Genomic DNA, 15,193 nt, shown 5'->3' with positions numbered 1-15,193 from the left:
CCTCATCCACGAAACCTGCGGACGATTCAAAGATATGGACGGCAGGAGGCCCGATCCATGGGCCGGGGACCACGTTTGCGTGATCATCGGCGGTTATCCAAACGGCGATAGCCGGTGGGCTGCTGGTAGAGCCATCCGATCCGCTGAACGGCCGCCTCGAAATTCTCGCGGGCGACGCTCATCGTGTGGCCATTGGCGTGGAGAAGCGTCTCGGCATTCTCCATGATGCCGACATGACCTTTCCATAGAACGAGGTCGCCGCGACGAAGTTCCCCGCGCGTGATCTCTTTGCCGATCGAGGCCTGCATATCCGAGTCGCGCGGGGCGGATTGGCCGGTCATCATCAGGGCGAGCTGCACGAGCGCCGAGCAATCAAGACCGAAACCGGAACGGCCACCCCAGAGATAGGGTGTCTCGATGAATTTTTCGGCGACGGCGACGTAGTCCTCATCCAAGGTTTCGGCGATGGGCAGGCAATGGCGGGCGATCACGGCCTCGCCGCTCGCGAGGACGAAATAACGGGTGCCGCGGGTTTCCGCCTCTCCGACAACGGTGACGCGGCTGCCTATCGACAGGGCGCCAACCGGCGGCTTGCGGAGCTCCGGCTCCGGATAAAGGAAGGTGCGGGGCACGGCGACGCGGTGGGTGGGTTCGTCCGGGTTTCCGAGCATCGCCTCTGGCAGGTAGCCGACATAGCCGTCCTGATCGGCCTGCACCCAGGCAAAACCCTCGGCGCGGTCGAAAACTCGGACGGTTTCGCCCCACAAAAGTTCGGTATCGATGCCGCGGGCAAGGTCCGGTGCCGGGCGCAGCTGGGCCACCGGCACGGCGATGCGTGCCGGCTCGCCGCGGACGAACTGGCCTGCCTCGACGCTGCCCTTCAGCGTCTCGTCTGCAAGGTCGGGGCGGAAGGCGTGCAGGCGTCTGTCGAGCAGCTTGGTCATTTCAAAATCCCTTCGGGCGCCTTATGCCAAACCCATCACTGGCGGCCTTCCCGAATGATCAGGTCGCCCAGCTTTTCCAGATAGAGCGCACCCGCCACCGTGCGCTTGATCACCACGTTGCGGCGGTCCCGCTCGTCGCGCTGGCGGTCCACCAGACCCATCTCGCCCATCGTGTCGAGCGCGCGGGTGATGACCGGCTTGGTGACGCCAAGCGTCGCCGCCAGCGCGCGCACCGTGTGCGGCGGCGGCACGAGGTAAATATGCAGCAGAATGGACATCTGGCGCAATGTCAGATCGCGGCCGTCGTGGCGCACCTGCTCCAGCGATACCCGGTGCCAGAGGCCCAGCGCTTCCGTGGCGGTCAGTTCAACCGGCATCACCACCTCGGTTCCAAATCCGGCCTCGGTTCACAATCCGACGAATTTTAGGCCGAAGTTCTTACCGGTTTGTTTCGGAGCCGGTTTATTTCGCCGCCATGTCGCGGATCGTGCGATAGAGCGCGCGGATCGCAAACGCCTCGCCGCCGACCGGTGCCTGCGGCTTTTCGGCCGCCACCCAGCCGTAGATGTCGAAATGCACCCAGCTCCTGGTGGCGGTGACGAAGCGCTTGAGGAAAAGCGCTGCCGTGATCGCACCGGCCATGCCGCCCGAGGGCGAATTGGTGATATCGGCGGCGCGGGAGCGGATGTCCTTGTCGTAGCCCATCCACAGCGGCAGGCGCCACATTGGATCGCCTTCAGCCCGGCCCGCGTCCATCAGCTTGCCGGCAAGCGCCTCGTCGTCGGTGAAATAGGGCGCAAGCTCAGTGCCGAGCGCGACGCGGGCAGCCCCCGTCAGCGTCGACATGTCGACCATCAGGTCCGGCGGGTTTTCGTCCGCATAGGCGAGCGCGTCGGCAAGGACCAGCCGGCCTTCGGCATCGGTATTGTCGATCTGCACGGTGATGCCCTTGCGGCTCCGATAGATATCGCCGGGGCGGAAGGCATTGCCGGAAATGGAGTTTTCGACCGCCGGCACCAGAACCTGCAGGTCGACCTTGAGACCGGCATCCATGATCATCAGGGCAAGGCCCATAACGTTGGCCGCGCCGCCCATGTCCTTTTTCATCAGCGCCATGTTGGCGGCACCCTTGATGTCGAGGCCGCCGGTATCAAAGCACACCCCCTTGCCGACCAGGGTGACGCGCGGATGGCCCTTCTCTCCCCAGCGCATTTCGAGCAGCCGTGGAGCTGAGACGCTGGCGCGCCCGACGGTATGGACGAGCGGGAAATTCTGGGCGAGCAGGACCTCGCCGACGATCGACGTGACGGTCGCGCCGTAATGTTCGCCAAGCGCCCGGAAGGCCGCTTCCAGCTCGATCGGCCCCATCTCGTTGGTCGGAATATTGATGAGATCACGCGCCAGGAAAACGCCGGCAAGCTGGCGCTCGACATCGGCGGCATCGGTCGTGACCGGGATTGCAAGCCGGACGTCCTCGGTTTTTCAGACTTGTAGCGGCTGAAACCGTAGGTGCCGAGGCCGTAGCCAAGAGCAAGATGCGCATCGCCAAGCGCCGAGGTCTCGACATGCCAGTCGCCGGCAGGCAAGAGCTTCGAGAGTTTTCCCGTAATGAACGGTGCCTCGGCGGGATCGCCGCCAAGGCCGAACAGGGCGCTGCCCACTTCATTGCCCGCGGGTACCAGAAGCAGCGCACCAGCTTCCGCCTTGAAGCCCGATGCCTTCGCCCAGGCGAGCGCCGCCGCATCGAGCTTTCCAGCCTCCAGGTCGGAGGGCGTCACGGCGTGGACCGGCCTTGACGTCGCCCCTTTTGCGCTGAAGGGAGAGGGACGTTCGATATATTGATAAGGAGTCATGGGCCGGCCTTCGGAAGCTGTTGGAATCGCTCGTCTTAACGATCTGTTAGGGTTAACAGTTTATTGCTGGAGTGGAAATGCGCTATCTGCCCGCTCCCTATTCGGAAGACGTGGCACCGGACCGAACGAGACCGCACCCCATGACCGCTTCCGCAGCCGTGACGCTTCGCAAGACCCGCCTCGCCCAGACCGCCGCCTTCGCCCTTCTCACCGCTCTTTCGGTCACCGGCTGTGCGACGAACCGGGACGTGGCGACGACGGGCTCGATCCCGAGGGCCTCGGCCGCCTCCATGGACGGCATGAATGCGGACGCGCTTGCAGGCACCGAGAAGTCGGTTGGCGAGAGTTATGCCCGTGATCCGAAGAACAAGGAAATCGGGCTGCGCTACGCGACAGTGCTCGGCATGACGGGTAAGAGCGCGCAGGCGCTTGCGGTGATGCAGCAGGTGGCGATTGCCCACCCGGCCGACCGCGACGTGCTGGCGGCCTATGGCAAGGCTCAGGCCGGTGCCGGCCAGCTCGAACAGGCACTCGCGACCATCAACCGCGCGCAGACCCCCGATCATCCGGACTGGCGGCTCTATTCCGCCGAAGGTGCCGTGCTCGACCAACTCGGACGCTCGGCGGAAGCCCGCCAGAAATACCGCATGGCGCTCGATACCCAGCCGAACGAGCCGAGCGTGATGTCCAATCTCGGAATGTCCTACGTGCTTTCCGGCGACCTGAAGACCGCGGAAACCTACATGCGCAATGCCGCCGGCCAGCCGGCCGCCGACAGCCGCGTCCGCCAGAACCTGGCGCTGGTGGTCGGCCTGCAGGGCCGCTTTTCGGAAGCAGAACAGATCGCCCGCCGCGAACTCTCGCAGCAGCAGGCCGATGCCAACGTCACCTATCTGCGCTCGATGCTATCCCAGCAGAACGCCTGGGCGAAGCTCTCCGACAAGGATGGCAAGGGCAAGCCCAACACGAACTGATCGGGCTTCTTCCGTCATTCCAACAAAAGCCGGCCTTGCGCCGGTTTTCTCGTTTTCGGCAATGGTCCTGTCGGAACGCCTTAGATAAGGCGCGAGATCACGGTGATGATTCCGCCGATCAGGACGAGGTTCACGCAAAGTCGTGTCAGCATCTTAATATCCTCCGAACATGTTTCGCTCGTGGACCGGCCGATCTGGAAGACCCGGCCGTCTCGAACTGATGGAGGGATATTGGACCGGTCCTGCTGAACGCCGTCTGAAACGGGAGTTCATATCATGTTCAACAATGGGCACGCGCGCCGGTGCCGGTCCAACGCCGAAGGCGCAGAAAACCGCGATTAGTGGAACTTGTCGGCGACCTGGATGCCGGCCGGACCAAGGATGACGGCGATCAGGACCGGCAGGAAGAACAGGATCATCGGCACGGTGAGCTTCGGCGGCAGGGCAGCCGCCTTCTTTTCCGCCTCGTTCATCCGCTCGTCGCGGCCTTCCTGGGCAAGTACGCGCAGCGCCGAGGCGATCGGCGTACCGTAGCGTTCCGCCTGGATCAGCGCCTGGGTAACGGCCCTGACGATATCGAGCTGGGTGCGGATGCCGAGATTTTCGAGCGCCGTGCGGCGGTCCTGCAGGAAGGAGAGCTCAGCCGTCGTCAACACCATTTCCTCGGCCAGGGGCGGCGACGCCTGCGCCATCTCCTCGGCCACGCGGCGCATCGCCGCTTCCATGGAAATCCCCGATTCCACGCAGATCAACATCAGGTCGAGCGCGTCGGGCCAGGCCCGCTTGATGGAATGCTGGCGTTTCTTCACCCGGTTGGAAATGTAGATATTCGGTGCATAGAAGCCGATATAGGCGATGACGATCGCCGCCAGCATGCGGATCGGGAACGGCCGGGTAGCGAGGTTGCCGAGCACGAAAATCCACACGATAGCGGCCGCAAGGAAAACGAAGGGCAGCAGGAAACGGGCCAGCAGGAACATGTTGAGGGCGTTCTGCGACCTCAGACCGGCGGCACGAAGCCTGTTGACAGTGTTGTCGTCCACCAGCGCCTTGCGCAGATTGAAGCGCTCGACGATCTGCCGGACCGACTGATTGTTCTGCGCACGCAGCGACGTCTTCGACTGTTCGGAATTCATGCGGGCGCGTTCGCGGGCGCGGATCTGTTCGCGCTCGGTGGAGACGGCCTTCATGCGCTTGTCGAGATCTCCTTTTTCGAGGAAAGGGCTCGCCAGCGTGTAGAGGGTCGCGAAAACCGCCACGGCCACCAGAATGGCGAGCAACGTGATCGGATCGGTAAGCGTCGTTGCCAGTCCCATCGCACCGTCCCCTCAGATATCGAAGTTGATCATGTTGCGCATGACGAAAATGCCGATCGACATCCAGACGCCGGAAGCCAAAAGGATCAGGTGCCCGCGCGGATCGGTGAAGATGATCGAGATGTACTGAGGCGAGGTGAGATAGACGAGCAGCGATACGATGAAGGGCAAAGCGCCGATGATCACCGCCGAAGCCTTGGCTTCCATCGACAACGCCTGCACCTTGGCCTTCATCTTCTTGCGCTCGCGCAGCACCTTGGAAAGGTTGCCGATCGCTTCAGAAAGATTGCCGCCGGCCTGGCCCTGAATGGTGATGACGATCGCAAAGAAATTCACCTCCGGCAGCGGCATGGTCAACATCATGCGGGTGCAGGCTTCGGGAATGCTCAAGCCCACCTGCTGGGATTCGATGACGCGGCGGAATTCCGTCTTCACCGGCTCCTGGCCGTCGGATGCGATCAGTCGCATTGAATCGTTGAGCGGCAGGCCGGACTTGATTGATCGCACCATGACGTCGAGCGCATTCGGAAATTCCTCCAGGAACTTCTTCTGGCGACGCTTGACCAGGAAACCGACGATCCAGCGCGGCAAGCCGAGCGCGCTGACGAAGGCGGCACCAACGGCGGCGAGCAAGGGCAGGCCGGCGATCAGGGTGACGAGGAAGACGAAGACGCCGAAAAGAACACTGAACATATAGAAGCGGCCCATCGTCAGGGACAGGCCGGTCTGGGCGAGCTTGGATTTCAAGCTGCCGTCGCCCATCTTCCTGTTCTTCTCTTCCTGCTTCTTCTCCAGGTCCTTGATCGAATCCTGCATGGACTTGCGGCGCTTGGAAAGCTCCTGCACCCGGTCTCGCGCGTCCTTGACCTTGTTGAGATCGGTTTCCGCCGACTTCACCCGGTTGAGCCGGCTGTCTGCCTTCTTTTCCACTTCCATGCGGGAGAACAACAGCCCGTAACAAACCGCCGCCGCGGCGACCGCCACGAGGGCGATGATCGCCACGACATTGATATCCAACCCGAACATGGAATTCTGCTCCTTAGTCCTTGGTTTTTTCCATCGCGTCGAGCGCGGCGGAAAGACGCTTTTCCTCGTTGTAATAACGAGCGCGGTCCCAGAAATGCGGCTTCATGATGCCGGTTGCCATATGCTTGCCAATCAGGCGGCCATTGGCGTCCTCGCCATCGATCTCGTAGCGCATCAGGTCCTGGGTGATAATTACGTCGCCTTCCATGCCCATCACCTCGGTGATCTGGGTGATACGGCGCGAACCGTCGCGCAAGCGGGCCGCCTGAATGATGACGTCGATCGAACCGCTGATGATCTCGCGCACGGTCTTGGCCGGCAGCGAATAACCGCCCATGGCAATCATCGATTCCATTCGGCTCAGGCATTCGCGCGGCGTGTTGGCGTGGATCGTACCCATCGAGCCGTCGTGGCCAGTGTTCATCGCCTGCAGCAGGTCGAATACTTCCGGTCCGCGCACTTCGCCGACGATGATGCGTTCGGGGCGCATGCGCAGGCAATTCTTGACGAGATCGCGCATAGTGATCTCGCCCTCGCCCTCGATGTTCGGCGGACGGGTTTCGAGACGGACCACATGCGGCTGCTGAAGCTGCAGCTCGGCGGTATCCTCGCAGGTGATGACCCGCTCTTCCCTGTCGATATAGTTGGTCAGGCAGTTCAGCAGCGTCGTCTTGCCGGAACCGGTGCCGCCGGAGATGACGATATTGCAGCGGACCCGGCCGATGATCTGCAGAAGGACGGCGCCTTCCGGGGTGATTGCACCGAACTTGACGAGCTGGTCGAGGGTCAGCTTGTCCTTCTTGAACTTACGAATGGTGAGTGCCGGCCCGTCGATGGCGAGCGGCGGCGCGATGACGTTGACGCGGGATCCGTCCGGCAGGCGCGCGTCGCAGATCGGCGAGGATTCGTCGACGCGGCGGCCGACCTGGCTGACGATGCGCTGGCAGATCGACAAGAGTTGGGAATTGTCGCGGAAGCGGATGTCGGATTCGATCGTCTTGCCGGCGACTTCGATGAAGGTCTGCCCGGCACCGTTGACCATGATGTCGGAGATGTCGTCGCGGGCAAGCAACGGCTCCAGCGGGCCATAACCCAGAACGTCGTTACAGATGTCCTCGAGCAGTTCCTCCTGCTCGGAGATCGACATCGCGAAGTTCTTGATGGTGATGATATCGTTGACGATATCACGGATTTCCTCGCGCGCGCTTTCGGCGTCGAGCTTGGCGAGCTGGGAAAGATCGATCGTATCGATCAAGGCCGAGAAGACCTGGCTCTTGGTATCGTAATAGAGTTCCGTGCGCGCAGGGCGCTTTCGGGCTGTCGATTGCGGCGCGAGCGGCGGCGGCGAAGAGATCTGCTGCCGCTGGGTCACGGGATCGCGCATCGGCTCGGCAAGGATTTCCGGAGCGGCGGACCGCGCCACGGCGGGCGCTGGCGCAGCCGGCGGCGGCGCGACGCTGCCGCTCTTCCCAAATCCCTCGTTTCCGCGTTTTCCAAACATACCGGTTTCCTGGTGTTATGCCTTCTTGCGCCCGAGCATGCCGAGCATCTTGCCAAGCCCACCCTTCTTCACCTTCTTCATGGCGACCCGACCCGTGACGATGTGGGCGATCTGCGAGAAGGTTTCGGCAGCTGGCGATTTCGCGTCGATTTCGGAAATCATGCGGCCGCTATTGGCGGCATTGCCGAACAGCTGCACGTCGAACGGCAGGATGGCGATCGGCTCCATCTCCAGCGGCTCGATGAAATCGTTCGGAGCGATCTCCGGACGCTTCGGCATGCCGACCTGGTTGAGGATCAGATGCGGCGCACGGTCGTTCGGCCGAAGCTTCTTCAAGGCATCGATCATATTCTTCGTGTTGCGCAGGTTGGCGAGATCCGGCACCGCGCAGATCACCACCTCGTCGACCTCCGACAGAACCGCCCGCGTCCATTCCGTCCAGCCATGCGGAACGTCGAGAACGGCCATCGGTGCGCTGCGCTGCAGGAGCTCGATGATCGGCGTGAACGCGTTGCGATCGAAATCATAGGCGCGATCGAGCAGCGAGGGAGCCGCCAGCAGCGAGAGATGCTCGGAGCACTTGGTCAGAAGGCGATCGAGGAAGACCTCGTCCAGGCGTTCCGGCGCAAAGACCGCTTCAGCGATGCCCTGGGCCGGATCCTGGTCGAAATCGATATTGGCCGTGCCGAAGGGAAGATCGAGGTCGGCAAGGATGGTCTCGGTCGAGAACAGGTTCGAAATACCGAAAGCACAGTTGTGCGCGATGGTCGAGGCACCGACGCCGCCCTTGGCACCAATGAAGGCGATCGATTTGCCGAGCGGCTCGGCTTCGGGATCCACGAAAATCGCCGAGATCGAAGCCAGCATGTCGGGCATCTGCACCGGGCCGACGAGATATTCCGAGATGCCGTTGCGGATCAGCTCGCGATAGAGCGAAATGTCGTTGTAACGGCCGACGACGATGACCCGGGTCGAGGGGTCGCACACTTCCGCAAGCGGCGTGAGCTCATGCAGCAGGTTCTTCGGCTCGGCGTCGGTTTCCAGAATGATGAGGTTCGGGGTCGGCGTGGACGAAAACATGTTGGCGGCGGCACTGGTGCCACCGATGGTCACGCGCAGGTTGACCTTGGCCATGCGGCGATCACGGGCCATGCGGTCCATCGTGCGCTGCATCGCCTCGCTTTCGCAGAAGGAATGGATGGAGATGCGCGGCAGCGGGCGCAGCGCATCGAAATCGCCGGGACGATCGGCGTCCTCGGCAAACCCTTCACCCTGACCGGGAGTGCGGATTTCGTAGTTGATCGCGCTCATTGTTTTCTCCGGTTCCCTGGCTTACGGCGTCGTTGTGCCACTGGATTCCCCGCGATAATCGCTGATGACCTTGGCGCGCTGCGCTGCGTCGATCGGCGTGATGGCGCGCGGGGCGATGAGGTCCGTGGGATTGGCGACCTGGGCTGCAAGATTGTTCTGGCTGGCGCAGCCGAAATTGTACCAGTTCTTGTTGCCGAACGTGTTGTCCGACAGATCCGCCGGCCACTCGCCGCACTGGCCGGTCATCGCCTTGGTCGTCACGTAGGAAAGCCGGATCGGCGCTGCGTCGCCATTCGGCGAGGCTGCGTAGCTGCTCATCAGTATCCGCTGCGGCTTGATGCCGGAACGCGTGAGTTCACGGCGGATATCGCCCGCCAGATGTTGCGCGGCACCGGAATTATAGGAGCCGTACGGCACCTGGATCTGCATTACGCCGGCAGGCGACGCCATGAAGTTCTGTGCAAATCCCTTGACCGTATCGCGCATCCCGGTCGTCAGGCGGACATCGCCCGAGGCGATCGGAATATCGAGGGTCGACTGACCTTCCGCCAGGACGATCGGATGGCGGGTGCGATAGTCGTCGGGGATGGCGCCGGTGGTGAGCTGGCTGTTGCCGCAGGCCGACAGGAGCATGCCGGATGCCGCGAGCGCGAAGGCTGCGGCAATCTGGCGGCGACGGGACCTGGTTGTAACCTTGGTCATGGCATCCTGTCCTTCGGCGGAGATTTTCTGCGTTTCAATGTCCATGACCGCTCACTTGTAGATAAAGCCGACGGCGCCGTGATATTGGCCCGTCGCGACGGGCTCCTTGCGGCCGTAGATCTTGTTGACGCGGTTCAGGAAGAAGGTCGCTGCATCGTTTTCCGGATTGAAATTGTCGTCCGGCCGGGCGATCTCGCTGCGCGCAACGGGACGGACCAGATACGGCGTCGCGATGATCACGAGTTCGGTTTCGTTGCGGACGAAATCCTTGCTGCGGAAGAGCGTGCCGAACACCGGCACTTTGGAAATGCCCGGCAGGCCGGACATCGCCTGTCGGACGTTGTCCTGCACCAGGCCGGCGATCACAATGGAGCCGCCGGAGGGCAATTCGACGGTGGTCGAAGCCTCGCGCTTGCGGATCGACATGTAGGTATTGCCGGGGATCCGCAGCGAGGCACCATTACCCGTCGCGGCAGAACCTTCGTAGGTTGGCTCCGACACATTGGTTTCGATCACCAGGCTGATGCGCCCGGGCGACAGAACGACGGGCTTGAAGTTCAGCTCGATGCCATAGTCGACCGTGTTGACCGTCTGCGTGACGGTCCCCTTTTGGCCATCGACCTCCTGCTGGGCAGGCAGGCGGAATTCGCCGCCGACGTAGAACTTTGCCTGCTGGCCCGAAATGGCGGTCAGGCTGGGTTCGGCAAGCGTGCGCATGACGCCGGCCTGCTCCATGGCGTTCATGTAAGTCGAAAGAGCGACATTGCCGATGTTCCCGGACAGGACGCCTTGAGCAGCCAAGCCGACGGCATTTCCCAGATTGGCGGGATTGGCAAAGGAAATCGAGCCCTTGGGACCGGCCACCGAGCCATTGAAACCAAGCTGCTTCAACACCTGCCGGCTGACTTCCGCAACCGTCACCTTCAGCGTGACCTGGTCTTCACCCTCGATCGTCAGGAGGTTGACGATCTGAGATTTCTGTCGGTTTTCGGCGAAGATGTCCGCATCGCCGTTATTGCCCTGAGCCGTGATGTTTCGGGTGGTCGCCTCGCCGCCCTTGAGGAAGGCGGTGGTGAGCTTTTCCGCCTGCGCCGAGTCCTGCGGCGTGCGCACGCTTCCTGACAGCACGATGTTGTCCGAGATGATCTCGACCTTGATGTTCGATTCCGGCAGGAACCGGCGAAGGTTCTGCTCGAGGCCAGAAATGTCACGTTCGATTGCCACGTCCAGGCTGACGATTTCCTCGCCGTTGGGCCCGAAGACGAAGATGTTGGTCTGGCCAACGGTCTTGCCGAACAGATAGATGCGGCGGGAGGTGCGCGTCACCGCGTCAGCCATGCTCGGGTCGGCGACCAGAATATCGTGAGCGTCGGAAGGCAGGTCGACGACCAGGGCCTTGTTGAGGCCGAGCTGCAGTCGTTTGCGGATGCCCGGACCACCTTCGTTGATGCGGACGACGCTATTTTCGGCCGCCAAAGCTTGTGCCGGCTCAAAGCTGAACGGGGCGATATTCAAAGAAATACCGGAAAAGGCTAGGCAAAAAGCCAAGCCTGCCGCTGCCGAGCTACGAATCTTGTGTTTCAGACTGTTCACTTGAGCGCTCCGTTCATTTCGCCTGCACCGCCGTCGCCGTGCTCTTGACGATCGCGCCCGATTTGATGACCTGGATATCCGCCTTGCCATCGCCCCCGTGCAGCAAATAGTCAGGGGCGACCGTGTCGGCCTCCTGCGAATCCGCGACAGAGCGCAACGCGAGCGTCAACCGCTGGGCCATCTGCTGGGCGACGGCGATGACCTTTGCCTGATCCGGCGTCAGTTCCAGCGTCGCCGTCGTGCCGACCACCGATTTCTTGCCGTCTTCGCTTTCCTGGACCTGCTGGTCGATCGCGAGGACGCGGACGTTGCTGAGGATGGTTTCGGTAATGTAGTTGCCGCTGTCCTTGTTCTCGCGCACCATGATGATGTCGACGCGGTCATTCGGCAGCACGAAGCCGCCGGCGCCTGTCGCAACAGAGATCTCGGTAGCGACTGCCCGTTTTCCTGACGGAAGCAACGAGGACATGATTCGGCTGGATGAATCGGCAATCTTCTCGGCGCGCATCGGCTCGCCCTTGAACATCGGCATGCGAACCACGACGCCCTGAAGCTCGGCCATCGCGTTCGGCCGTGTAGAATCGGTGATGAAGCCGTCGACGACGCCGCTTGAGGGCCAGGACGCCCACTGCATCGACTTATCGTTCAGCCGGCTGCCGATGGGCAGGTTCTCAGCCGAGACGAGCACCTTGACCGTCGGCTCCTTCTGGATGACCGTTTCCACCAGTTCGGGTGCCTTGGTGCCGGAAAGGCGCATGGCGAGCATGCCGGCGAGACCCGCCGCCACCACGGCAACCGCGAGAATAATGATACGGGTGGGCTTCATGGCCATTCCTTGAGGGAACACTAATTCCCCCGGAGAATGGTCTCCAATGGTGTAATTATAGTTAATGAGACGCTTACAATTCTGGTTAACGCGATCTTTCCATCGCGGAAACCTTTATTGAAACGCCTTCACGGCCAGGAGATGGATCGGCGCAAGCTCGAGGGTCAGGAAGCCGGCGATCGCGATGGCGATACCGTAAGGAATCTTCTTGGCGTTGACGAGGGATGAGGGGAGCGGGATGCCCATGGCCATGACCGACTCCGCCTGCGAGCGCAGGAGCAGGAAAGCAAGCGTCACCGCGCCGCCGACATAACCGACGGTGACGAGGAAAACCAGAAGCGAATGATTGAAGCCGAACCAGACGGCGGTCGCGGTCAGGAGCTTCGCATCGCCGCCACCCATGACATTGAAGGCAAACAGCGCGAAACACGCGCCGAACACGGCAAGGCCGGCGACCAGATTCATGCCGATTTCCGGCCAGGACAGCCCCGCGAGCGGGGCTAGGACCAGAAAAGACACCAGAATAACCGCTGATACCCGGTTCGGGATCGTCATGCTGACGAGATCGAAGATGGCCGCAAGCGCCAGGCAAAGCGGCAGGATTGTAAGAATGGCCAGAGTGATCACGATCATTGCTGAATCCGCCGCCATCAGTCAGGATTTGCACGGCCAGAATGCGCGATCCGCAATCCCTGCTGAACTACGAAATAAGCGAAGCCGCCCCGATTGTGATCGAGCCGGCTTCTGGAATTTGTCACGTCTGCAATCAGCAAGCGGTGGTGCCGGTGCCGCAGTTAAGCTTCTTCGAGATGTTGGTGAACTGGGTGTTCAGCGAGGTGCCGAGGGTGGTCGCACCAGCGATCAGAGCAACGGAGATGAGTGCTGCGATAAGACCATACTCGATGGCGGTCGCACCAGACTCATCTTTCATAAAACGGGCGAAAATCTTGGTCATGGAACTCTCCTACTCCACATTTGTTGTTCAGCACGTCCCGACAACTGTTTCCGTTGTTCGGATGACTGCAATCTACAGACGGACGATTGCCATCGACTTAAGGAACATCATTACCAACCCGTTAATGGAGGATTGCCGGTTGCGTGGTAAACGAAGGGGAAAGAAAAAAGATCGCATTCGACCATACGTTCACTCCCGCTCATAATTGACTAATGTACATTTTTTTACAGAGCTTTAATTTATATGCTGGAAGGCTGATACTCGTTCCATGGGCGGTGATCTCCGCCATTCCGCAATGGTTAAGATGAGATCAAACCCGGCCGCCTGTGCCGCTTAACCTTTCATTCACCAATCACATCCATCCTTGGCCGATAACAACCGCACCCTAAAGGCTGCCCTCAATGCTGTTCCGTAGCGTCATGGTCCGACTCCTCGCCATTTGCGGTGGCGTCTTCGCTGGCGCAGGACATGTTGCCGCGCAGGATCAGGGGGATCTTCTGCGCGTATTCATGAATCACGCGCGCGTGCTGAAACTCGACCGCCCGGTCAGCAAGGTCATCGTCGGCAATTCCAACGTCGCCGATGCCACCGTTGCGGATTCCACCACGATCGTTCTCACCGGCCGCAGTTTCGGCACGACCAACCTGGTGCTGCTTGACGCGCAGGGCAATGCGATTGCCGATGAACGCATCCTCGTTTCCATCGACGAAGGCAACACGGTGCGCGTCTTCCGGCAAACGGAACGTTCCATCCTCTCCTGCACACCCAATTGCGAGCAGCACGCCGAGTTCAAGAACACCGCTTCGCCCTGATCGGGGACAGGTGGTTAAACTGCAGACGATTGCTGCAACGGAATCTCAATAATCGAACCCTAGGATCGGCGTGCTCAAACCGGGCTGTCGGGCGGGAACCATGTGCCAGGATCATGACGATACCAAAAGCGGTGCGCCCGTACCTGTAAAGGGTAGGCGCGGTGCATGGCGGCGGATCATCCGCTCGAAAGACGGAGCAGCGGCGATCGAATTCGCACTGCTCGCCATTCCGTATTTCCTGATCGTCTTTGCGATCGTCGAAACCTTCATCGCCTATACGGGCGAACAGCTTGTCGCCAATGCCGTCGACACGATGGCGCGTAAGCTCAGGACCGGCAATATTACCTATGGGCTCAATCGTGGCACAGACAAGAATCAAACGGAATTCCGCCGCGCTTTCTGCGCCGAAATATCGATCCTGATCACCTGCAGCGACGCAGAAATTACGACGCCGGACAAACTTCTGCTCGACGTCCGCTCGTTCGCGAGCTTCGCATTGATACCGAAGACAATCCCGCGTTCCGGCGGCGATTTCGGCGAGCTCGATACATCTTCCTTCGCCTATGCGCCGGGGCCCGCCAAAAGCATCAACATGCTGCGTGCTTATTACCGCTGGGATGTCGTCACCGATCTGATCCGGCCTTACATCACCAATGTCCGGCCTGCGAACGGCGGACGGCCGAGCTATTTCCTGATCGTCGAGACATCCGCCTTCCGAGCCGAGGACTATCCGTGATGGAAGAGCAAAAGCCGCAGCCACAGTTGCGACATCCGGGCCTGTTGACCCGCCTCAGGCAGTTCATGACCGACAGGCGCGGCGTTGGCGCAGTCGAGTTCGCGCTGATCGCGCCGCTGCTTCTCAGCCTCTACATCACGTCCTTCGAGATCACCATCGGCCTCAGCGTTTCCAAGCGGGTGACGCGCAGCGCCAGCACGATCGCCGATCTCGTGACCCGGGAAACGAGTGTCGACAAGACGATGCTCACGACGATGAAAGACGTCACCGCCAGTCTCTTCGCCCCCTATACGCCCAACACGCTCAGCATCAAGATCACGGGAGTGACGCTCGACGCCAATGGCAACCCGACCGTTGCCTGGTCGTGGAACCAGGATAACGGCAGGCCCTATGTAGCCGGCTCTGCGGTCCCGGTGCCGCCCGATATGCACATAGCCAATTCCTTCCTCGTCCGCGCGGAGGTCTCGGTCCACCATGAACTGTTGATGTTCATGCCCGGCCTTTTGCCAAGCGAGGTTCAGAACATCACCATCGCGCGGGAGTATTTCTACCGCCAGCGCCTTGGGAACAACGTCGCCTGCACCAATTGCTGACGCGCATCGGACGTCATGCCCTTTGCTAATACATCCGCACGGCTATATGAA

General features: G+C 61.2%; 15 protein-coding genes and 1 pseudogene. 4 read left to right on the top strand and 12 right to left on the bottom strand.

Translation table 11 applies throughout. The features are described 5' to 3' along the window. Nucleotides 1-83: 83 nt before the first annotated feature. From RG540_RS21750 to RG540_RS21740, 3 genes and pseudogenes are all read right to left on the bottom strand, one after another. On the bottom strand, nt 84-944 hold the full coding sequence (locus tag RG540_RS21750; RefSeq protein WP_038592372.1) for a C40 family peptidase: 861 nt from the start codon (nt 942-944) through the stop codon (nt 84-86). Between the two features lie 35 nt (nt 945-979). Continuing rightward, the gene (locus tag RG540_RS21745; protein WP_038592369.1) at nt 980-1,321 is read right to left on the bottom strand and encodes a MarR family transcriptional regulator; all 342 of its coding nucleotides are present in this window, start codon (nt 1,319-1,321) and stop codon (nt 980-982) included. An 85-nt stretch (nt 1,322-1,406) separates the two neighbouring features. Then, nucleotides 1,407-2,797 (bottom strand): annotated as a pseudogene (locus RG540_RS21740) (leucyl aminopeptidase family protein). Between the two features lie 140 nt (nt 2,798-2,937). Here RG540_RS21740 and RG540_RS21735 point away from each other — a divergent pair. Further along, entirely contained in the window at nt 2,938-3,771 is an 834-nt protein-coding gene (locus tag RG540_RS21735) for a tetratricopeptide repeat protein (protein WP_038592366.1), read from the top strand. 338 nt (nt 3,772-4,109) lie between these two features. On the opposite strand, the gene RG540_RS21730 is transcribed toward RG540_RS21735, so the two are convergent. The 9 genes from RG540_RS21730 to RG540_RS21690 all read right to left on the bottom strand — a co-directional run bounded on the left by RG540_RS21730 (nt 4,110) and on the right by RG540_RS21690 (nt 13,001). Next, complete coding sequence (locus tag RG540_RS21730) at nt 4,110-5,087, bottom strand: type II secretion system F family protein (RefSeq protein ID WP_038592363.1); 978 nt, start codon at nt 5,085-5,087, stop codon at nt 4,110-4,112. A gap of 12 nt (nt 5,088-5,099) precedes the next feature. After that, the gene (locus RG540_RS21725; RefSeq protein ID WP_038592361.1) at nt 5,100-6,113 is read right to left on the bottom strand and encodes a type II secretion system F family protein; all 1,014 of its coding nucleotides are present in this window, start codon (nt 6,111-6,113) and stop codon (nt 5,100-5,102) included. Between the two features lie 13 nt (nt 6,114-6,126). Continuing rightward, the gene (locus RG540_RS21720; protein WP_038592358.1) at nt 6,127-7,614 is read right to left on the bottom strand and encodes a CpaF family protein; all 1,488 of its coding nucleotides are present in this window, start codon (nt 7,612-7,614) and stop codon (nt 6,127-6,129) included. Nucleotides 7,615-7,629: 15 nt separating this feature from the next. After that, nucleotides 7,630-8,925: an AAA family ATPase gene (locus tag RG540_RS21715; protein WP_038592355.1), complete on the bottom strand. Its 1,296-nt coding sequence runs from the start codon at nt 8,923-8,925 to the stop codon at nt 7,630-7,632. A 21-nt stretch (nt 8,926-8,946) separates the two neighbouring features. Beyond that, a complete protein-coding gene (locus tag RG540_RS21710; protein WP_038549951.1) occupies nt 8,947-9,627 on the bottom strand; it encodes a CpaD family pilus assembly protein in 681 nt (226 codons plus the stop codon). Between the two features lie 51 nt (nt 9,628-9,678). Next, nucleotides 9,679-11,220 carry a type II and III secretion system protein family protein gene (locus RG540_RS21705; protein WP_038592351.1) on the bottom strand — a complete coding sequence of 514 codons (1,542 nt, stop codon included), beginning with the start codon at nt 11,218-11,220 and terminating at the stop codon, nt 9,679-9,681. Between the two features lie 13 nt (nt 11,221-11,233). Continuing rightward, nucleotides 11,234-12,046 (bottom strand): Flp pilus assembly protein CpaB, encoded by an 813-nt coding sequence (cpaB, locus tag RG540_RS21700; RefSeq protein ID WP_038594435.1) that lies wholly within the window; start codon nt 12,044-12,046, stop codon nt 11,234-11,236. A 114-nt stretch (nt 12,047-12,160) separates the two neighbouring features. Then, on the bottom strand, nt 12,161-12,673 hold the full coding sequence (locus RG540_RS21695) for an A24 family peptidase (RefSeq protein WP_038549947.1): 513 nt from the start codon (nt 12,671-12,673) through the stop codon (nt 12,161-12,163). Nucleotides 12,674-12,812: 139 nt separating this feature from the next. Further along, entirely contained in the window at nt 12,813-13,001 is a 189-nt protein-coding gene (locus RG540_RS21690) for a Flp family type IVb pilin (protein ID WP_038548170.1), read from the bottom strand. 419 nt (nt 13,002-13,420) lie between these two features. Here RG540_RS21690 and RG540_RS21685 point away from each other — a divergent pair, with 419 nt between their 5' ends. From RG540_RS21685 to RG540_RS21675, 3 genes are all read left to right on the top strand, one after another. Next, on the top strand, nt 13,421-13,813 hold the full coding sequence (locus tag RG540_RS21685) for a pilus assembly protein N-terminal domain-containing protein (RefSeq protein ID WP_038549945.1): 393 nt from the start codon (nt 13,421-13,423) through the stop codon (nt 13,811-13,813). A 100-nt stretch (nt 13,814-13,913) separates the two neighbouring features. Continuing rightward, a complete protein-coding gene (locus RG540_RS21680) occupies nt 13,914-14,549 on the top strand; it encodes a TadE/TadG family type IV pilus assembly protein (protein WP_038592349.1) in 636 nt (211 codons plus the stop codon). Then, a complete protein-coding gene (locus RG540_RS21675; RefSeq protein ID WP_046600376.1) occupies nt 14,549-15,142 on the top strand; it encodes a TadE/TadG family type IV pilus assembly protein in 594 nt (197 codons plus the stop codon). Before RG540_RS21680 ends, RG540_RS21675 begins: the two co-directional genes overlap by 1 nt. The last annotated feature ends 51 nt before the right edge of the window (nt 15,143-15,193 follow it).

The sequence above is a fragment of the Neorhizobium galegae bv. orientalis str. HAMBI 540 genome, assembly GCF_000731315.1.
Lineage (GTDB): Bacteria > Pseudomonadota > Alphaproteobacteria > Rhizobiales > Rhizobiaceae > Neorhizobium > Neorhizobium galegae.
Note: the sequence above shows the minus strand (reverse complement) of the source record. Positions and strands in the feature narration are given on the sequence as shown.